This window comes from Enterococcus sp. AZ196 (assembly GCF_050498845.1).
Lineage (GTDB): Bacteria > Bacillota > Bacilli > Lactobacillales > Enterococcaceae > Enterococcus_A > Enterococcus_A murrayae.
In genome coordinates this window covers 1,440,158-1,459,087 of record NZ_JBIPAM010000002.1, presented here as the reverse complement: position 1 = coordinate 1,459,087, position 18,930 = coordinate 1,440,158, and the positions used below count along the sequence as shown (strand labels likewise).

Below are 18,930 nucleotides of genomic sequence, written 5' to 3'. Positions count from 1 at the left end.
TAGGGCTTATGTGTTTCTAGCATTCTGAATCTGTACTTTTTGCCAGTCTATTATAGTATAAGAGCCAGTTTTTAATAAAGGCTTCGGTGCAGTTATTGAAGCGTATTTATCTTTACATTTCATTCGCAATAATTTCTTGCCACAGCGCTATGGCAAGACTTTGTATTCCTTTTGTAAACGCTATCTTATATGATCAAGTTATCGAAGGAAAGGATGGTTTGATCAATGAGTAGATGTTCAAAAATTTGTGTGAGGAGGGAATGCCGCAGCTCGCCGGTTTGATGGCGAATGAAGAGGAACAAGGAAAACGCTAGTGTTCATTGATTTTGCTCAAGACAACGATAGAAAATGGTACATTGGATAAAGTAAAAAAAGATTAGGAGGAATTAGGATGAAAAAAGCGCTAATTGTTTGTGCAGGCGGGATGTCTTCTTCGATCATCGCCAAAAAAACAACGGAAAATTTGCAGAAAGGCGGAAAGGATATCGAGGTGAACGCCACTTCTCAATCACAAGGGGCGACGATTATCGGAAAAGATGAATATGAGCTGTATCTGGTAAGTCCACAAACGAAAATGTATTTTGACAGTTTGGAAAAGGCGGCGAATAAGTTTAATAAGCCTATTGTTAATATCCCGCCGCAGGCATACGTACCGATTCCAATGGGGATAGACAAGTTATCGAAGCTGATTACAGACAATATTGATTAAGGATTGATTGATATGTTGAGCAAAAGAGAGGCACAAATTCTTAAATTACTTTTTGATTGCAAGTATACCTATTTGACGAGCCAAGAAATCGCCTCTGGTATCGACGTTTCAAATCGTACCGCTAGAAAATATCTACATCAATTAGAGGACACGTTAAAAGGAAAAGGCCTGGCAGTAATCGAAGGTAAGCAGGGCAACGGCTACAGATTGAAAATAAACAAGCCGAAGGAGTTCGATGAATTTTACTACCAAGAGGTGAAAAGTAATTATGCCTCAAAGGACATTCGAACGATTCAGGAATCGATTGACCGGCAGTACTATATTTTGAATCACCTGTTTTTTGAACGAAGTGAGGTTTATGTCGATTGTTTAGCAGATGAATTGTATGTTTCTCGCTCAACGATTTCAAATGACTTAGTTGAGATAAAAAAATTATTAAACCCTTATTTGATAGAGCTCCAGAGTAAGAATAATAAAGGGATCTTCGTGGTTGGAAGCGAGCAGAACATTCGCCACTTCATCATGAACTATTTCTTCATGGATCGTTTACACGACAATTTATTTACGTTTTCGATGTATGCGAATTTATTAGAGGGCATAAGTATCGAAGAAATCGTCATCATTGTTCTGGATGAGTGCCGAGAATCTCAACTAAAGCTTTCTGATTTTATCGTCTACAACCTAGTGCTTCATATCGGATTAGCGATCAAGCGAATCCAAAACGGGTTTCAAATGGATATCCCAGCGCCAATGGTGGTTGAAGCTAAATCAGTCGAATATCAAACAGCGCTTAAAATAATCACTAGAATCGAAGAAACGATCGATCTCACTTTTTCTGCGGAAGAGGCGGATTATATTGCTCTTCATTTGAGGAATAAGATCACGGCCAAGACGATTTTTCAAAAGGCAGAATTTAGTGAAGCTGAAATCAGAGCACAGTTGTTGAATACATTGAAGCAAATTGATCAGGTAACGGAGTATACACTAGAAGACGACATGATCCTAATTGATGGTTTGATGATGCACTTCATTCCTCTTTTAACCAGACTTCAAAATGGTTCCAGCATGGAGAATCCTCTGTTGGAGGAAATAAAGTCGCAGTATCCCGATCATTTTCAAGTAACCGTCGACTATTTTTCACAGATGCCTGTCTTCCAAACCTATCAGGTCACAGATAGCGAGTGGGCGTACATCACGATTCATTTAACCGCGGCAGTAGAGCGATTTTACAACGAGCAAAAGGCGCATGTACTAGTCATTTGCGCGACAGGCTTAGGCAGTTCGCAAATGATAAAAAATCGCCTTGAAAGAGAGTTTGGCACAAAAATATTGATTGAGAAGGTCATCAGCTATTATGAGATCGCTAACCAAGACCTGGATCACATCGATTTGATCATTTCTACGATTAATTTGCGGAATATGGTCCTGAATGTGCCGATAGTAAATGTCAGTGTGTTTCTCAGAGAAGAGGATATTCGAAATATCAACCATGAGATATCCAGCTTTAAAGGGGTAAAGCTCACGCATTCATTAACAGAAAACGAACCTTCTTTCGTCAAGGAACGAGTGCGCTTAATAAAAGCCTGCTTCAAACCGGAATTGTTTTATCTGATTGATAGAAAAACAGAGAAGGATGCAGTGATAAAGGAGCTGGTCACACGAATCGAGCGTGTCGAGCAGCAGGACCTATATGAAAGCTTCTCAAAGCAATTACTGCTGAGGGAATCCTACAGCTCCGTCGTTTTCTCAGAATATCTGGCTGTTCCGCATCCGATCGAAGCGTTGACGAACGAAGCCCATGTCGCCATTGCGGTCGCAAAAGACGGAATCGACTGGGGAGCTGAATCATCAACGATCCAGCTGGTATTCTTGCTTTCGCCAGATAAGCTAGGAAAATTTGAGATCGAAAAAATTAGTCAAATGCTAATGGAAATTATTGAAGATAATCAGTTTAGAGAGCGATTAATCATTAGTGAAAGCTTTGACCAATTTATTGAAGCTTTCACCAATCAACTAGAGAAAAAATCCTGTTAGGGAGGGAACAAAATGGATTCAGAAAAATTACAAGAGGTCGCTTTCCAGATTATTTTAAGCAGCGGCGATGCTAGAACCTTGGTTCATGAAGCATTTGCGCAAATGCGAGCAGAAAAATTTAATGATGCTGAGTCTCGATTAAATGAAGCGAATGACTCGCTGGTGAAGGCCCATAAAGTACAGACAGAGCTGCTTCAGCAATATGCGAACGGAGAGCGGATCGAGATGGAGATTATTATGGTCCATGCACAGGACCATTTGATGACAACGATGACTCTGAGAGAAGTCGCGTTAGAGATGCTGTCACTATATAAAAAGGTTTCATAAAAGGGGAGAGAAACAAATGAGCAAACGAAATAGCAATCAATTAAAGAAGGAAACAGCGTTAAAGAATTTCAGATACAGCCGCTTCTTATTACTCAGATATCTCTTGGCAGGATTTTTCTTCACAAACCTGTATTGGGCTCTTTTATTAAAAATGAGTCATAGTCCATGGGTTATTTTGCCTGTTCTTTTGATTGCTATTTCGATCCCAGCCATTGCGGAGCATCTTCGTTTATACGGATATCCGTCAGATGATGTGAGTGATCAGTTGAAATTTCAGCGATTGTATCAACGAATCCAATTATCAATCAATGGTATCCTGCTCATTTCAATCTTAACTAACATCGGATATAGCGATTTGTTTCCGTTTCTTTCCGATACCTTCGCCACAAAAGGAGCAATCATTTTTATTCAATTAGTGGGGATTTTATTGTCTGAAGTTGTTCTGCGCAGAGTAAAAAAGATCTACCAGCAGCAGGATAAGCACCTGTCATATATCACAGAATTTATCAAACTTAATAAATAGAGAGTGAGTGAAAAAAATGGACGGATCAAACAGCAGGTTATTTACATTTTTGGAAAAGTCTTTAATGGGACCGATGGGGAAGCTGGCCCAGTTTAAAATCGTTCGAGCGATTATGGGCGCAGGGATGGGTGCCATTCCCTTTACGATCGTCGGGTCAATGTTCTTGGTATTTAATATTTTGCCGATGACAATGCCGTTTTTAGAAGGTATTTTTAATTCAACATTCTTCAAGATCAGTGATTTGTATATGTTAGCCAACAGTACGACAATGGGGATTCTAGCTTTGTATTTCTGTGTAGGATTGGGCTATGAATATACGAAAATCATTGCTGAAGAAGAAGATTTGAATGTAGCTCCTTTAACAGGTGCGCTATTGTCTATGTTTGCATTCTTTTTATCAATTCCGCAATTAGTGATTGAAAACGGGAGTATCGTACGTTTGACAAACGCTGATGAAGCTATTATTAATGGATGGGCAATAGGAGCTGATGGGGTCTCACGCTTAGGAACAGTAGGTATTTTTACCGGAATCATCATGGCGGTCATCGCTGTACAGCTCTATCGCTTGTGTATCGCTAGAAATTGGGTCATCAAAATGCCGGAGGAAGTACCAGAAGGTGTTTCAAGAGCCTTTACAGCCCTAGTACCTGCATTTATCGTCGCATTTGTCGTCTTGATCATCACAGGTATCTTGGTGGTATTCAATACGGATATTTTCCAATTGATCGCTGTTCCATTCGGCTTTGTGACAAGCCTGACGAGCAGCTGGATCGGGGTCATGGTTATTTACTTCTTAGTACATGCATTATGGCTTGTAGGTATTCATGGCGCGAACATTATCTTCTCACTGATCACACCAATCACATTAGGAAATTTGGCGCTAAATGCAGAAGGCGCACATATTCCTTTGGCTGGTGAATTCAATAACGCCTTTGTAACCGTTGGCGGATCAGGAGCAACTCTAGGATTATGTTTCTTCTTAGTGTATATGGCAAAATCAGAACAGCTGAAGGTTCTAGGAAAAGCTGCACTAGTTCCAGCAATCTTCAATATCAATGAGCCGATGATCTTCGGTATTCCATTGATCTATAATCCATATCTTGCGATTCCGTTCTTCTTAGCACCAATGGCCTCCGCAACAATCGGCTACTTCGCGATTCAATTAGAATTGATTCGTCCAGTCATCGCTAATATGCCTTGGCCATCACCAGTAGGTATCGGAGCATTCATTAGTACCGGGGGAGATTGGAAAGCAGCGGTTGTCGCTGTAATATGTGCAGTAGTATCCTTTGTCATCTATCTGCCATTTGCCAAATCTTATGACCTTCGATTAGTGAAGGAAGAAGCTGAAAACGCTACAGAAAGCACAACAGAAGGATTAGCATAAACGAAAAAATGATCTAGTGTGGTTTTGAGAGAATTCCCACACGTTGACCATCATAAATAATGAAAGAAATCCCTGCTTCTTGCTGAGCAGGGATTTCTTGTTTCTAGCACTTTCTCATATAAAAATATAAATCATGAAATTAATATTCAATTACGATAGCGGATGCGCTATCATAAATATACAAAGAAACCTCAATTTGATTTCATAAGGCGGAAGGAGTAAATAAATTAAAAGATTTTTCAAATTCGATTCCTGAAAAAGATTCTGCTAAAAACGTTAAAAAACGGTATGAGAAAGGAGAACTTCAATGGGCAAAATTGATGAATTAATTAATAAGAAAAAAGCTGAAAGTGCAATTTTTGCTACGGAGTATGAAAAGGAAGCACAACGCTTAGATATTGCGATTGCTTTAACTCAATTGCGAAAAGAATTAGGGCTAACCCAGCGTGAATTGGCTGAAAAAGTAGGGAAACCCCAATCAACCATTGCTAGGATTGAAAATGGATCAATGAATCCTAGCTTGACTATTCTCCATGAAATTGCAACTAAAGTAGGAAAAGAGCTACATGTAGAGTTTAAGTAGTTTTGATCAATTACAGAAAAATCGGTAAATCAGTAGGCGCGATTTTTCGTAAAGATACTTCTCCAAAAGTTGGCGAAGTCTACATACAATTATCAAATAGAAGTCTGATTTCACATTAATTTATTGTACTAGAAACGCTTTGAAAAAAAATCAATTGTTTTCTCTAGTCGTTCTTATTCACATGGTACAATAATACGTGAAAAAATGAGTGAGAAGATTGGAGAAGATAAAATGGAAAAAGAATATATTGTAGAGGCGAGAACAGGAATAAACATTAAAGTGAATGAAGGAGAACTAATCGAGATAATCGATTTAGCAGGGCAACAAGTCGTAGATTTCTTTGCGCTAAATCAAATAAATCCCAAAGAATTTTTATCAGCAGGGGTCACCATAGATTGTAACGAAAGCTTGAAAGTTACAGTGGGGGATAGACTTTATACAAATCATTACAAAAAAATGTTTACGATAATCGATGATGATGTAAAGGAGCATGATTTGCTACATCCATGTTGTCGGACGGAAATGTATGATTTCTTTTACAAAACAGGTGAGAATCATCCTAGCTGTTTATCAAATATTAATGAGTCTCTTCTTGAAACCTTTGATATTCGTAAGGAAGAAATTACTCCTTTTAATATATTTATGTATACTAAAATATTACCAGATGGAAAAATTTCTGTGGAGCCCCCTAAATCTAAAGCAGGAGATAAAATTGTTTTAAGAGCTGAAATGGATGCTTTGCTGGCTGTGGCAGCGTGCAGTGTTTCTGAAAGTGACTGTAATGGAGGAAGATGTACTCCAGTCAAGATTGTTATAAAAAAGCCGGTAAATGAGAGAATCATCTAGGTTTCTCTTCTTATGAGTGTAAAACAACTGAAAAGTTCTTCATGGTTAGCTGGTAGCGATCGTAGAGACTATAACTTTGTTGAAACTGTTCCAGATGATTTTATTGATGCCCCGCTAAGAAAAGTGACGGTACTATTTCAAAGGGACAAGGACTAACTGATAACAAAAAAGACGGGCAAAGCGCCCCGTCTTTTTTTAAATTTTACAGCTGATCGTGAGAAGGTGAAATACTGTTGTAGCAACAAATCAGATCCCTTTTCTTAAGCAATCGATTGCACCAAGATTGCAATGCATGGGCGTTTAACATAGTTATGAAAAATTGTTCTGCTAATTCTTATAAGAGATATGATATACTAACTCTGATGAAGTAAACAAAGTTTACTAAAGAAGGTGAAATTATGGCAACAATACAAGATATAGCTGATGAAGTTGGTATTTCTAAAGCAGCCGTTTCTAGGATACTTAATCGAAAAGGCAAGTTTAATGATAGTACAAAGGAAAAAGTATTCAGAGTCGCAAAAGAATGGGGTTACTCAATACCTGGAGAGAATCAAATTTTAGACGAAAAGTTTTTTAAAACAATAGGAGCTGTTTTCCCCACAGGGCATATTGCTTATTACAGTGTTCTAGTCTCATTGTTAGAACAAGCTGCCTATAGTTTTGGTTATAGTTTGATGATTTGTAGTTCTTTGTATGATAAAGAAAAAGAAGAACTTTTTTTTGAAGAATTAAGAGAAAAAAGAATTAGCGGAATAATTTACGGAAGTTTTACAAATGATGCCAATTTACCTATAGATGAAAATCTTCCAATCGTCACTATTGGACATCAGCTTTCTGAAAACATACCAGTGATTAAGTCAGATAATCATTTGGCAGGAGTAATTGCAGCTAAGCACTTAATTATGAAGAACTGCGAGAACTTCTTATATATATCCGCCTATCAGGTAGGAGAATATAATGATGATCGATACAAAGGATTTGCTGAAGAATTAGAAAAAAACGATAAGAAACTCAGGTCTTATTTTACTGGAATTAATGAAAGAAACAAAGATGTACCAAGTGTAATCACTCAAATGTTTATCGAGAATCCAGAGGCAGATGGTATTTTTGTTGAATCCTATACTCTGGCTATTCAGTGTTTAAAAGTCTGTAAATCCTTGGGGATTAATGTTCCCGAAGATCTGAAAATTGTTACCTACGGAAGTCAGATATTAAGCTCCTATAGCTTTCCGGAGATAACAATGATATCTGAAAATACAAATCAAATTGCACATGAAGCAGTATCGTCTTTGATTGATATCATTGAAAAAGAGAGTAATGAAACTTCTGATATACCTAACAAACAAATTATTATACCTGTTGCATTGATTGAAAAACAAACAACATAAAACGAGTGAATGAGACTAGAGACACTATTCTTTTTAAGGATACTGTTTTTAGTCTTTTTTTTATTATTTTAAGTAAACATGTTGACTTAAATAGTAAACGAGTTTACTATTAGTGGTGTAAACGTTAACAATAATAAGCACAGGCCATGCTTAAGAATTTGGAGGAAAATTATGTCGGATAAATTTAAAGACACCGCTAAAAGTATTATTGAACTTTCTGGTGGAAAAACGAATATTTCTAATGCATTACACTGCGCAACTAGAGTCCGTTTTAATATAAAGAATTTTGATTTAGTGAATATTGAGAGGTTAAAAGAAGTGCCTAGGGTACTCGGGGTTATGAAAGTGGGAGATCAGCTGCAAATCATCATTGGAGCCGATGTCAATAATGTTTTTGATGAGGTAACTACTATCTTAAATGAAGGGACAGAAGAGAACGAGCTTGAAGTTTTACCTGATAAAAGTAAAAGGAATGGCTTTAAATCCTTAGGTTTAGGAATTCTTGATGGACTTTCTGGAACAATGGGACCTGTTATTCCCGCAATAGTCGCTTGTGCGCTTTTCAAAATGTTTACTGCTATTTTAGGACCAGATTTGTTAAATTTACTCCCAGTAGAAAGCGATATTTTCACTCTGCTGACATTTGTAGGAGACGCAGGTTTCTACTTTTTCCCAGTAATTGTAGGCTATTCTGCGGCTAAAAAATTTGGTGTTACACCAGTTCTAGGTATCTTATTAGGAGCAATTTTAATTCACCCGACCCTTATTCAAATGGTGACAGAGGGGGCTAAATTCACCGTTTTTGGACTACCTGTTTACATGTTGGATTACAGTGGAACAATCATTCCAACTATCCTTTCTGTGTGGGTAATGAGCTATGTAGAGAAATTCTTTAATAAGTATATTCATAGCTCGATAAGAAGTGTTTTTGCACCTGCATTTACCATATTTGTTATGTTGCCACTATCTTTGTGTTTCATTGGCCCAGCAGGAGCATTTCTAGGAAACTATGTTGTAAACGGACTTTTAGGGTTACAAAATTATATTGGATTTCTAGGTATAGCGATTATCTCAGCTTTGTATCCAATTCTTGTAATGACTGGTATGCACATGGTACTCATTACGGCTCTTTTCCAAATCTTTGCCACGCAGGGATGGGATGGCTTCGCAGGCCCAGCTCTTTGCTATGCTAGTTTTTCTGTAATGGGAGTCGCGCTAGGTGCTTTCTTCAGATTAAAAGACAAGTCACAAAAATCTTTAGCCGCTAGCTATGCAATAACGGCTATCGTTGCTGGAACTTCTGAGCCTGTAATCTATGGGATATGCACTCGTTATAAAAAACCTTTTATAGGATTGATAGCAGGAGGCTTTGCAGGCGGGCTGTATGGAGGGCTCACTAAAGTAATCTCTGCAACACTAGTTCCTTCATCTAGTGTGACGGCAACACTAGCTTTCGTAGGAAAATCTACAAGTAATATATATAATGGCGTAATCGCCTCGTTGATTGCACTTGTTGTGGCTGCTGTTTGTACTTATTTTTTCGGTTTTGAAAAAGACGAACCTGGATTAGAGAGGTAAACATGTTTCATAAAAAAATAGAATTGAATGATACCGCATTTGTTGAGGCGTATATCCCGGACCCAATCATCTCATACGAAGTTAATAGAAAGTGGCCAGCAGTAGTTATTTGTCCTGGAGGAGGCTATATGATTTCTGCGATCAAAGAAGGGGAAGCCGTGGCAATGCAATTTTTATCCCAAGGGTATGCTTGTTTTGTTTTAAGATACTCTACGTTTATTAAAAGTCGAGAGGCTTGCTACAAAGAGTTAGCAGATATAAACGACAACGGTTATTATCCCTCTCAAATACTTGAGCTCATGGAAACGCTGCTTCTTATCCAGGAGAATTCTGAGGAATGGTCTATAGACAAAGATCACATTTTTACAATTGGTTTCTCAGCAGGAGCACATATCGTTGCTATGGAGGCTTTTAGGTGGAATGATGAGGAATTAGTCAGCAAATTAAAATTTGTGCCAAAATCAAAAGAGTTGAAACCTAGAGGAAGTATTTTGTGCTATCCCATGCTGAATGCCAGAATGGATCATTTTACGAATAGTGAATTATCCAAATTTCAAAAGGACATGATGAATAAATGCCTACACAAAAGCATTAGTCCAACTTTAGAACAAAGCAAAGAATTAGAGGTTGAAAACTATCTGCAATCAGATATTCCGGAGTTATTTATCTGGCATACTACTGAAGATGCTGTTACGAATGCGAAACATACAACATCTTTAGTGAAAAAAATTCAAGATTTTGGACTGCCATGTGAATATCATCTTTTTAGACAGGGGCGACATGGATTGGCCTGTGGGAATAAGCAATATGCGAATAAGACGGATGATATAAATAAATATATTGGTATGTGGTTACCATTAGTTTTTAATTGGATGGGAGAAATATAACGAATGCTGGACGAAGACAAAACAATTTTTGACTATAGACTGAAAAAAGAAGAAAAGTATTGTGACATGATAAAAGAAGAAAGACTAAAGGATGATATTGAGAAGATTTCTTATTTTTCTAAACACTGTGGCTATATAGATGGATATGTCTATAGACCTGAAGGATACGACTATGAAACCAATTTACCTGTTGTCTTTAACTTCCATGGCGGCGGGATGGTACTAAGGTATTGTGAACAGGATGGAATTTATTGTCAAGAGATTGCAAATAAGGCTCGAGTAGCGGTTATTAATGTTGACTATGTAGTTGCGCCTGAGTACAAGTTCCCAGTACCGATACTTTCATCCTATGATTTTATTGACCAGGTTCTTGATAATAGTGAAATATATAATCTTCAAAAAAACAATGTTCTATTAATGGGCCATAGCGCAGGAGGCTATATTTCAGCAGCACTATGTGTGTTAAACGACGCTCAAAAAAGACTTAATATTAAGGGATTGATTGCAGATTACGCTGTTTTGAGACAGGATACACCGCCATCATATAGAAAGACAAATGACAAAGATAAATCAATTCCTGTTTCTAGAATGGAAGAGTATTTTAATTGGTATTTTAATAAGAATGAAGACACAGCAAATCCGTTAGCTTCACCAATTAATGCTAATGGAAGTATCTTTCCTTCTGCTCTTATTATCTCTGCTGAATATGATTCTTTGAAGCAGGAGGAAGCAGAGTTTGCACAGAAGTTACTTAAAAGTGGTGTTGAAGTAGAATATAAAGAATTTAAGGATACGATGCACGGTTTTACACATAAATGGTTTGATGAATTTCATGAAGATCAATCAAAAAAAGCGTGGGCCTTGATGGGAGAATTTATTCAAACAAAATTATTTAGCTAAATTAAGTTCAAAACTTAAGAGAAAAGTGACTGGGATATAGGTCCAGTTCAAAAAAATAAACGGTAGAAAGAAACATTGATTTTTACTAAACAAAGAGAACTCTCTGATAGACTTAAAGCGTCGGAACAAAAAGTCTGGAGAGTTCTCTTATGTTTAAAATTACAACATACAGCAAGTCATTTTACCGCTTGATTGTACACTAGTTATAACTAAGCTGAGTACTCTAAGTATGCAAAATAAAATGAAGTAATTATTCTTCCTAATTTCCAATACTAAGTTCAGCAGATAACAACCAACTATCACATTGATATCTGCTGAACTTTAGAGGATTTTGTGGTTTTTAGTTATTTTCAAGTTATTTACTTAGTATTAAATTTGTGATACTCTTTTCAAGTTAGGGGGTGATTTCATGGACAGCAAAGGGGACATTTTATTTAAATCTAAAACTGACAGTTTAAAAAATGGAATTGTTTTTCTATTACTTGGCATTGCAATGATTGTAGGATCTAATTTTATTTATACACCAATAGTACTTATAATCTTTGGCTTAATATCTATTCTCATTGGCTTATATATACTTATCTTCAAGAGAGCTGACAATGTTATTATCTATGAAAATGCAATTTCATTAAAGAATAATCAAATAATTGACAAAGATAGTATCAAATCAATATCCTATAAAAAAGTTAAACCAAAAGGTTCTCTTCCATCTTATTACGCAGTTTTATTATTAAACAATGATTCAGAGCAACTTATCAATATTGCTTTCAATTCAATGATCAATAAGGATTTTGAAAAAATAATTAAATCATATCTAGACTAAAACCGTTTAAACGGTTTTTTTTTTGCAAAAATACAGGTCTATAGCTTAATAACTATTGGCTCTATTTGCCTGGTCAATTAAATCAAATTGCCTACAAGGGTATGCCGCAAAAATTGTAACAGGATCGTTAATAAAAAGAGTTTCATCTAATTTGTAGTTGCTTTTTAGAGGCGTTCTCATAGTGTGAAATTCAATTGAGAAACATAGGTCATTAATGAAAACGCTTTATATTTTTCGTTTATTCCCGTATAGTTATTGGTGAAGGGGGAGGTATCATGAAGAAAATTTGTTTTGTACTAACAGTCAGTACAGGGATAAACTATGGTTCAATATTCGCTGCGCCAGCTATTAAAAATAACGAGAGCTTGAAAGACTATTTTTCAAAGTATTATGACGTTTCTATTGATTACATTAGGGATAGAGACACTGTTGACTATTTGGTGGTTCCTAAACCGTTTACGCCTTTTGAAAATGAGAATAATCTCCCAATAATCGAAGTACCTGCTGTATTGTTTATGAAAAAAGACTATGAAGAAATAAAGTCTTATATTGACGATTATTTTGCTGGTGATCAATAAAAAGCTTAGGTAATTTTCACAGTTGAATTTTTTCGAGAAAAGCGAATTTGTAGAGAAAATCTACATAATTCGCTTTTTTTCCGTATCTGAAATAAGAGAGTTCGTATTTATATGCTTTATTCGCTTCTTTTTTTAAGAGAATCGAGCATAAAGAAGATGACACCGACGAGTATTGGTGAAGCAATATAGTCCAAAAGCTTATCAATGAATGAGTTATGAATGTAAGACTCGTTCACGAATAAAATAAAAGTAATCGAGAATACAAAAAAGAAAGAATAAAGCTTGATTGTTGAGCGTTTCAAAGTAAAAACTCCTTTTTGGTTCATTGTACCACTAGAGGTTTAGAACAATATAGACCTAAAAATAGAAGAAGTCATAAGAAACAAAAGAATGACAGAAGATGAACTCCAATTTTGTAAGTCAAATTTGAGTCTAGCTGGAGCTCTAGAAAAGACAATACAAGTTTATTCATGAAGATGGGCTGTCCCAGAGAAAAATATAGATATAGCCATTTCCTTGTTCACATTTTCTGAGCAAATTTAAAACAGTAAGAAAAATTTACTCGTATATAGTTTTATTAAGGCCACAACAACGATGATTAATTGGATTGTATAGCAAATTTTTTTCGAGGCTCCTCTGTCTTTTTTCAAAAAATTATAGAGAAGGATATTGATTCCTGTACCAATAAAAAGGAAAGCAATAGCAAAAGATATTTCGTCACCAAAATATACAGTATGTCGAATAGACCTGTGCATTCTGGAACTACTGTAACTATTTGGAATATTGTGTTGAGCAAATAAAGGATTCCAAAAATAGAAAGTAAGATATTTTTTTAGGAATATATAGCTAAATACAATAATCCCAATAAATGTTTGGACTAAAAAAATTTTTATTTTTTTCAAAATAGTTACTCCTCTTTGAAAAATAAATTTTATGGAGACGTTTTTTCTATCAAAAGAGAAAAGACCGCCACGACTCGAAGGAGTGTGAGTAGCGGTCAATAAGCTGATTGGAATACATTTTCGATGATGTATCAACTCAGAAATAGTTTATCAGAGAAAAATGCGAGTCACAAGAGTAGCGGCTAATTCTTTTAACGGTGAACGTTCATAGTTCATGAACCTATCATGTATGTTTAAGATGAATCAAAATCATTGGGTTTAATGTGCGAGAGAAAGGTTTCCTTTTTGCGTATCTTATCAAAGAAGAACTTTGATAGTACGCCATTTGCCGTGATATAATAGGAGCGAAGAAAAGCTCTTTTCAGGCAAGCGCGACCATCTGAAAGGGAGCGATTTTCTATGCAAAAATTCTTGCCAACGAACGATTTACTTTTTAAAAAATTCCTAACATCGGAAGATTCCCAGCACATCCTAAAAGCCTTTGTCAAAGACCTCCTCGGCATTGAGTTCAAGTCACTGAAGCCAAAACAGACCTATCATATCGACAGTTATATTGAGAACTATGAAAAACAGCAAAAAGAAGCCAAAAAGGAAAAGAAAGTCCTCTATACCGAAGTGGATGTCTTAGCCGAAGCTGACGATGGCAGCCGTACGACTATCGAATGTCAGGTTCAGAACCAAGATTACTTCAACGCGAGAGCCCTATTTTACTTAACAGAAGCATACCGAGCGCCTTTTGGCAGGAAATCAAATTCTAAAGAAAAAGAAAGTAACTATTCCAGCTTGTACCCAGCCTATGGGATCAATATCGTGGATTTCTATCCAGCGTCAAAAGATGCCAATGCCCTGCAAAGATATCATTTATTGGAGGAACAGTCTTATACCCCCTTTGTGAATGATGAAGGAAAAGAACTTTTGATTCTCTGTTTTCTAAGCCTAAGAAATAAGAATATCGATCGTACCAGTGCCGCTTATCATTGGCAGTTTTTTCTAAAAGAAGGAGAAGTCTTAGAGAACGCCCCTGAATACATCAAAGAAGCAAAACAAAAAGTCGACTATCATAACCTCGAAAGGAGCGAACAAACAATGATTATGAAAATGGAAAAGGCCGAAGCTACCTTTAAAGCCATTGTTTCTATGGAGAAACGGAAAGCGTTGGAAGAAGGAATCGAAAGAGGTATAGAAGAAGGTATGGAAAAGGGTATAGAAAAAGGTGAGAGATAAAATATACCCTATAAAGTAGACAGATTTAGAAAGAGGGTTCCCTTAAAGTAGACACTTAGACAAAGGGGTGTTCCCACTAAAGTGGACACAGAAAATATCTTCGGGAAGATGTTAATATATAACAAAGCATCTAGTAGGAGAGAAGAAATGAGAGAGTATACCAAGAAGCAAATAAAAGAACTAGAGTCTAATGAATACACTTTAAAGGTCACCTCAAAAAAAATGTACTTTACTGCAAAATTTAAAAAAGATTTCTGGATTAGTTATCAAGCTGGAAATGCACCGAGAAAAATTATTAGCGATTTTGGATACGATGTATCCATGTTTCCTCAAAAACGAATTGATAGTCTTGTTCAAAGAATAAAACATCAAGCAATGTCAGGAGAAGGTTTTAAAGAAGGTGAAGATCACAGTAAACGAGTAGCTATTAAAAAAATTCAATTACAAGAAGATCTTTCACCACAATCATTAAAACAAATACAACACGAACTTTTATACTTGCGCCAAGAAGTCGAATTTCTAAAAAAAATTACAAAAATCAACAATTCAAAATGAATCGACAAAACATGAGTGAATCTAGCCGTAAGTTTGAGGTTATCCATGAGATGTTGACTCAAGAAGACAATGTATTGTCCGTCGTTATGCTTTGCGAAATTGCAGGGGTATCACGCTCTGGTTATTATCGCTGGGTAGAAAATGCACCTAAGCGCAAAGAAAAAGAGGATAATGATAAAGCCGATTTTGAAAAAATTTTAAAAGCCTATAATTGCCGAGGGTATGCCAAAGGTGCACGTAGTATACATATGAATTTATTACATCAAACACCGCCAATAGTGATGAATGTTAAAAAAATAAGGCGCTTAATGAAAAAGTATGGATTAATTTGCCCTGTACGCAAGGCAAATCCATATCGAAGAATGGCTAAGGCATTAAAAACAAGCAATGTAGCAGAAAATCTATTAAACCGGGAATTCACAGCGCACGGTGCAAGAGCTGTGCTTCTAACAGATATTACATATATTCCGTATAATGAGGGATTCTGTTATCTATCAACGATCCTGGATGCTTATACCAAGCAAGTACTAGCATATGTTCTCAGTAAATCGCTGGAAGTGGATTTTGTTTTAGAAACAATTGATCAAATGATGGAAAATCACGGTGAAACTTTGACGATGGAAACTTTAATTCACAGTGATCAGGGGTTTCACTATACGAGCTGTAGCTTTATTCAACTAGTAAAAGACAAAAACATGAGACAATCAATGTCGCGTCGAGGGAATTGTTGGGATAATGCTCCTCAAGAGAGTTTCTATGGTCATATGAAAGACGAAATAGATATTAGTCAATATACAGGGTTTGATGAAGTAAAAGCAATTATAGATAATTGGATGACCTATTATAATAATGAACGCTATCAATGGCAATTAGCTAAGTTATCCCCTAATGAATACTATCAATACATAACAACGGGAAAGTATCCATTAAAAGGAATCACACCACCTAAAAATAGTTAAGTAGCTATAGCAATATCTACCTGAAAAGTTATCTCCCTTTTTCTTAAAGTGTCCTTGACATAGGGTACGTTTCAAGAATCGGGACCCAAAAAGGTGCAGCAAAGAAACAACAGGAGATTGCAATGAATCTACTTAAAATGAATTTATCGGTTAAGCAAATCTCAGAGGCCACAACCCTGAGTATTCAAGAAATAGAGAGCATAAAAAATAAATATATCGTCTAGAGGACAGCCCAGATGGGTTGTTCTTTTTTAATGGAGAGAAAATTTCATCGTGAACTAAAGAATTTCTTCGACAATAACTTGTCGCGTCTTTTTTTGAGATATATCTTTCGTAGTAATCGGCGTTCTATTGGATGGGGAAGTGGGAGAGCGAGTGCTAAACCATCGGAATCTTTGTGAAGTATTTTAATAATCTAAAAAAAAGAAACGCCGAGGCGTCCCCTTAAGGTAATTTGAATAAAACAACATTATTTGACTTAGAGCCAGAATATTATGACGAATAATAAGCCAGTTCACAGATCTAACACAATAAAACGAGGGTGTTCTTATCTACATTTTATTCAAGATTCTTGAATGCTCTTATGATAAAGGTTTTTTAATGGTTAATACCGTTGGCGGATGAGAACAAAAAGTAACCAAAAATGCGGTCCCCTTCAATCTACCTTCTAATTTTTTTCGATGTATTGGCAATAACCACTACAGGAATAGTCGGCAAAATAATCATTGCAATCAGAAGCTTTGCGGACAATAAATTGGAAACCAAACACACCAAGGAAAGATAAACTAGAAACGAACCGACGAGCTTTCCTAATTGATGCCCGTCATACTGTTTCTTTTCTTCCTTAGTCATGGTGTTGTAGCCGGCGATCAGGAATAACCATTTACCACGAATCAACTGAAGTCCGCTAATAAGCAATAGAAGACCGACGATTTCCATAAAAGGATGAATAATCGAAGACATAAAAAGACCTCCTTAAACTGATGAGATAGTGACCGATCTTTCACTTAACTGAGTGTCAATAAGGATAGCAGCGGACTTTTTGTGATAGAAGGAACAGGTCTTGAGCGAATGTTCACAAGAACGACAAGTCCAGAATTAATTGAAATTTCAATAGCAGCTTTTAAAGATTCTTGCTCCCGCTTGAAATTATGAATATCAGGTGAAAGTAACTTGTAGTAGGTGATTGATCAGGTATATATTTCATTTACTTTTCTACTGGTACATGATTTTTTCATCCCTTGTTCTGCAGCCGCTAAAAGCATTCTATTAAGCTTTCTCGCTTGTACTGGACAAACAGCAATACAGCGCATACAAGAAATACATTTTTCCTTATCAAGCGAGGAAGGATTATCTATTGAAATCGCTTGCACAGGACATTGCTCGGCACAAATCCCACATTCAATACAAGCCTTGGTTGCTTTTGGTTTTATTGGAACTCCCTTGTATTCTTTATAAGGATAATTGCCTGGAACCTCAAATGAATGGAGGCTTTTTCGATGCCTAATCACATCTTTGATCTGATTTGCATAATTAGATAACTCTTTCTTATCCGTTGTATCAGGACGTTGTGTGCCAAAATGTCGAACAATTGAATGTTCTGCATTGGCAGCTATCGCAGCACCGACTTCAAAACCACAAGCGATTGCTTCGTTCTTAAGTTCCAATAAAGCGTCATCATAAGCGCGGTTTCCAAAAACAGCAACAATAATGGCTAACGCGCCATCAGCTTGCGTTTGCTTTACACGCTCTATGGCAGTGGGAGCAACTCGTCCGCCAAAGACAGGAACACCGATGAAACAGATATCCTCTTTTTCAAAATGATAGGCGCTGTAATCTTTATCATGTTTTGACAAATCAATAGAAGTATCTAACGTGATTTCTGCAAGCAAAACATCTAAAACTTTTTCTACTCCTCCAGTGGGACTAAAATACATTGAATAGACACTCATAATTCATCCTCCTGTTTCTTCTGATGATAAGTATTCATACTCGTCTAACAATTGTTTTAACGTATAATTTGACATTGCTTCTTGAACGGCATCTGAAATGGCTAAGTAGGGTTTTTCTAGTAATTTATTGATTTTGCTTCCGACAGGGCAATCAGGTGATGGATTTGGATGAACGCCAACCAATGCATCCAAGCTAACTGTATCAACAGCTTGATAAACACGCCAAATGGAAATATCTTCTGGAGCCATTATTAACGCAGCACCTCCAGTTCCTCGTTGTACATCTACTATGCCTGCTTTTTTTAAACGTCCCAACGTATTCCGAACCACCACTGGGTTACTTCCGATACTCATTGCTAACAATTCGCTGGTAAGCTTTTGCTCTTTAAATACATCCAGTAGGATAAGTAAATGCAGTGCAATGGATGTCTTGGTGCTAATTCGCATAAGAATCACCTCTCATAATTCTCAGTATATCAAAGAAGTATTCCGTTGTAAAAATTGAATTTACAACGAGCGGAATATAAATTCATCAATAAGCAGGGGAGATAGTACATTATTTCGCTCTGTTCTTACCTTAATCAGAAAGAGGGAAGAAATATCTCACCTAATTCATGAAGATGACACTACTGCACACAAAAAACTGCTGTTAAATTAGTGTAGTCACTAAGAAATGAGGAAAGTAATCGATAAATTACTGATTGGAATCTCTAGTAGCTATTAATGCAATGACAATTAGAGAAATGAAGGCTGAGGTGACTCCCAAAAAATCTAG

Annotated in this window: 21 protein-coding genes; 17 read left to right on the top strand and 4 right to left on the bottom strand. The window is 36.4% G+C overall.

Features of this window, described 5'->3' with window-relative positions:
• Positions 1-391: 391 nt before the first annotated feature.
• The 14 genes from IGI67_RS24705 to IGI67_RS24640 all read left to right on the top strand — a co-directional run bounded on the left by IGI67_RS24705 (position 392) and on the right by IGI67_RS24640 (position 12,563).
• The gene (locus tag IGI67_RS24705; RefSeq protein ID WP_429959715.1) at positions 392-709 is read left to right on the top strand and encodes a PTS cellobiose transporter subunit IIB; all 318 of its coding nucleotides are present in this window, start codon (positions 392-394) and stop codon (positions 707-709) included.
• Between the two features lie 12 nt (positions 710-721).
• Positions 722-2,743: a BglG family transcription antiterminator gene (locus IGI67_RS24700; RefSeq protein WP_429959714.1), complete on the top strand. Its 2,022-nt coding sequence runs from the start codon at positions 722-724 to the stop codon at positions 2,741-2,743.
• Positions 2,744-2,755: 12 nt separating this feature from the next.
• A complete protein-coding gene (locus IGI67_RS24695; RefSeq protein ID WP_429959713.1) occupies positions 2,756-3,070 on the top strand; it encodes a PTS cellobiose transporter subunit IIA in 315 nt (104 codons plus the stop codon).
• 16 nt (positions 3,071-3,086) lie between these two features.
• The gene (locus IGI67_RS24690) at positions 3,087-3,593 is read left to right on the top strand and encodes a hypothetical protein (protein ID WP_429959712.1); all 507 of its coding nucleotides are present in this window, start codon (positions 3,087-3,089) and stop codon (positions 3,591-3,593) included.
• Between the two features lie 16 nt (positions 3,594-3,609).
• Positions 3,610-4,980 (top strand): PTS cellobiose transporter subunit IIC, encoded by a 1,371-nt coding sequence (gene celB, locus IGI67_RS24685; protein ID WP_429959711.1) that lies wholly within the window; start codon positions 3,610-3,612, stop codon positions 4,978-4,980.
• Between the two features lie 307 nt (positions 4,981-5,287).
• Positions 5,288-5,563 carry a helix-turn-helix domain-containing protein gene (locus IGI67_RS24680; RefSeq protein ID WP_207107673.1) on the top strand — a complete coding sequence of 92 codons (276 nt, stop codon included), beginning with the start codon at positions 5,288-5,290 and terminating at the stop codon, positions 5,561-5,563.
• A 231-nt stretch (positions 5,564-5,794) separates the two neighbouring features.
• Complete coding sequence (locus tag IGI67_RS24675; protein WP_429959710.1) at positions 5,795-6,409, top strand: DUF1989 domain-containing protein; 615 nt, start codon at positions 5,795-5,797, stop codon at positions 6,407-6,409.
• Between the two features lie 12 nt (positions 6,410-6,421).
• Positions 6,422-6,565: a hypothetical protein gene (locus IGI67_RS24670; RefSeq protein ID WP_429959709.1), complete on the top strand. Its 144-nt coding sequence runs from the start codon at positions 6,422-6,424 to the stop codon at positions 6,563-6,565.
• A 242-nt stretch (positions 6,566-6,807) separates the two neighbouring features.
• Complete coding sequence (locus tag IGI67_RS24665; protein ID WP_429959708.1) at positions 6,808-7,797, top strand: substrate-binding domain-containing protein; 990 nt, start codon at positions 6,808-6,810, stop codon at positions 7,795-7,797.
• A gap of 171 nt (positions 7,798-7,968) precedes the next feature.
• Positions 7,969-9,375, top strand: coding sequence for a PTS transporter subunit EIIC (locus IGI67_RS24660; protein WP_429959707.1), 1,407 nt, complete (start codon positions 7,969-7,971; stop codon positions 9,373-9,375).
• A gap of 2 nt (positions 9,376-9,377) precedes the next feature.
• On the top strand, positions 9,378-10,262 hold the full coding sequence (locus tag IGI67_RS24655; protein WP_429959706.1) for an alpha/beta hydrolase: 885 nt from the start codon (positions 9,378-9,380) through the stop codon (positions 10,260-10,262).
• 3 nt (positions 10,263-10,265) lie between these two features.
• A complete protein-coding gene (locus IGI67_RS24650) occupies positions 10,266-11,162 on the top strand; it encodes an alpha/beta hydrolase fold domain-containing protein (RefSeq protein ID WP_429959705.1) in 897 nt (298 codons plus the stop codon).
• Positions 11,163-11,571: 409 nt separating this feature from the next.
• On the top strand, positions 11,572-11,985 hold the full coding sequence (locus tag IGI67_RS24645; protein ID WP_207110210.1) for a hypothetical protein: 414 nt from the start codon (positions 11,572-11,574) through the stop codon (positions 11,983-11,985).
• Positions 11,986-12,260: 275 nt separating this feature from the next.
• Entirely contained in the window at positions 12,261-12,563 is a 303-nt protein-coding gene (locus IGI67_RS24640; protein ID WP_429959704.1) for a hypothetical protein, read from the top strand.
• Positions 12,564-13,102: 539 nt separating this feature from the next.
• On the opposite strand, the gene IGI67_RS24635 is transcribed toward IGI67_RS24640, so the two are convergent.
• Entirely contained in the window at positions 13,103-13,465 is a 363-nt protein-coding gene (locus IGI67_RS24635) for a hypothetical protein (protein ID WP_429959703.1), read from the bottom strand.
• Positions 13,466-13,864: 399 nt separating this feature from the next.
• On the opposite strand from IGI67_RS24635, the gene IGI67_RS24630 reads away from it, so the two are divergent.
• The 3 genes from IGI67_RS24630 to IGI67_RS24620 all read left to right on the top strand — a co-directional run bounded on the left by IGI67_RS24630 (position 13,865) and on the right by IGI67_RS24620 (position 16,203).
• Positions 13,865-14,689: an Rpn family recombination-promoting nuclease/putative transposase gene (locus tag IGI67_RS24630; protein ID WP_429959702.1), complete on the top strand. Its 825-nt coding sequence runs from the start codon at positions 13,865-13,867 to the stop codon at positions 14,687-14,689.
• Positions 14,690-14,836: 147 nt separating this feature from the next.
• Positions 14,837-15,244: an HTH domain-containing protein gene (locus IGI67_RS24625; RefSeq protein ID WP_429956938.1), complete on the top strand. Its 408-nt coding sequence runs from the start codon at positions 14,837-14,839 to the stop codon at positions 15,242-15,244.
• 11 nt (positions 15,245-15,255) lie between these two features.
• A complete protein-coding gene (locus IGI67_RS24620; protein WP_429956937.1) occupies positions 15,256-16,203 on the top strand; it encodes an IS3 family transposase in 948 nt (315 codons plus the stop codon).
• 660 nt (positions 16,204-16,863) lie between these two features.
• Here the strand turns inward: IGI67_RS24620 and IGI67_RS24615 are convergent.
• The 3 genes from IGI67_RS24615 to IGI67_RS24605 form a co-directional block, all read right to left on the bottom strand.
• Entirely contained in the window at positions 16,864-17,166 is a 303-nt protein-coding gene (locus IGI67_RS24615) for a DUF3784 domain-containing protein (RefSeq protein WP_207110205.1), read from the bottom strand.
• Between the two features lie 227 nt (positions 17,167-17,393).
• Positions 17,394-18,155 (bottom strand): EFR1 family ferrodoxin, encoded by a 762-nt coding sequence (locus IGI67_RS24610; protein ID WP_429959701.1) that lies wholly within the window; start codon positions 18,153-18,155, stop codon positions 17,394-17,396.
• Positions 18,156-18,158: 3 nt separating this feature from the next.
• Positions 18,159-18,602 carry an Rrf2 family transcriptional regulator gene (locus IGI67_RS24605; protein ID WP_429959700.1) on the bottom strand — a complete coding sequence of 148 codons (444 nt, stop codon included), beginning with the start codon at positions 18,600-18,602 and terminating at the stop codon, positions 18,159-18,161.
• Between the last annotated feature and the right edge of the window lie 328 nt (positions 18,603-18,930).

Bases quoted from the DNA above. Each gene is read 5' to 3' on its own strand.
- IGI67_RS24670 (WP_429959709.1), top strand. From the start codon at position 6,422: ATGAGTGTAAAACAACTGAAAAGTTCTTCATGGTTAGCTGGTAGCGAT.
- IGI67_RS24700 (WP_429959714.1), top strand. From the start codon at position 722: ATGTTGAGCAAAAGAGAGGCACAAATTCTTAAATTACTTTTTGATTGC.
- celB (WP_429959711.1), top strand. From the start codon at position 3,610: ATGGACGGATCAAACAGCAGGTTATTTACATTTTTGGAAAAGTCTTTA.
- IGI67_RS24655 (WP_429959706.1), top strand. From the start codon at position 9,378: ATGTTTCATAAAAAAATAGAATTGAATGATACCGCATTTGTTGAGGCG.
- IGI67_RS24690 (WP_429959712.1), top strand. From the start codon at position 3,087: ATGAGCAAACGAAATAGCAATCAATTAAAGAAGGAAACAGCGTTAAAG.
- IGI67_RS24640 (WP_429959704.1), top strand. From the start codon at position 12,261: ATGAAGAAAATTTGTTTTGTACTAACAGTCAGTACAGGGATAAACTAT.
- IGI67_RS24630 (WP_429959702.1), top strand. From the start codon at position 13,865: ATGCAAAAATTCTTGCCAACGAACGATTTACTTTTTAAAAAATTCCTA.
- IGI67_RS24605 (WP_429959700.1), bottom strand. From the start codon at position 18,602: ATGCGAATTAGCACCAAGACATCCATTGCACTGCATTTACTTATCCTA.
- IGI67_RS24620 (WP_429956937.1), top strand. From the start codon at position 15,256: ATGAGTGAATCTAGCCGTAAGTTTGAGGTTATCCATGAGATGTTGACT.
- IGI67_RS24660 (WP_429959707.1), top strand. From the start codon at position 7,969: ATGTCGGATAAATTTAAAGACACCGCTAAAAGTATTATTGAACTTTCT.
- IGI67_RS24610 (WP_429959701.1), bottom strand. From the start codon at position 18,155: ATGAGTGTCTATTCAATGTATTTTAGTCCCACTGGAGGAGTAGAAAAA.
- IGI67_RS24695 (WP_429959713.1), top strand. From the start codon at position 2,756: ATGGATTCAGAAAAATTACAAGAGGTCGCTTTCCAGATTATTTTAAGC.
- IGI67_RS24645 (WP_207110210.1), top strand. From the start codon at position 11,572: ATGGACAGCAAAGGGGACATTTTATTTAAATCTAAAACTGACAGTTTA.
- IGI67_RS24705 (WP_429959715.1), top strand. From the start codon at position 392: ATGAAAAAAGCGCTAATTGTTTGTGCAGGCGGGATGTCTTCTTCGATC.
- IGI67_RS24665 (WP_429959708.1), top strand. From the start codon at position 6,808: ATGGCAACAATACAAGATATAGCTGATGAAGTTGGTATTTCTAAAGCA.
- IGI67_RS24680 (WP_207107673.1), top strand. From the start codon at position 5,288: ATGGGCAAAATTGATGAATTAATTAATAAGAAAAAAGCTGAAAGTGCA.
- IGI67_RS24625 (WP_429956938.1), top strand. From the start codon at position 14,837: ATGAGAGAGTATACCAAGAAGCAAATAAAAGAACTAGAGTCTAATGAA.
- IGI67_RS24650 (WP_429959705.1), top strand. From the start codon at position 10,266: ATGCTGGACGAAGACAAAACAATTTTTGACTATAGACTGAAAAAAGAA.
- IGI67_RS24615 (WP_207110205.1), bottom strand. From the start codon at position 17,166: ATGTCTTCGATTATTCATCCTTTTATGGAAATCGTCGGTCTTCTATTG.
- IGI67_RS24675 (WP_429959710.1), top strand. From the start codon at position 5,795: ATGGAAAAAGAATATATTGTAGAGGCGAGAACAGGAATAAACATTAAA.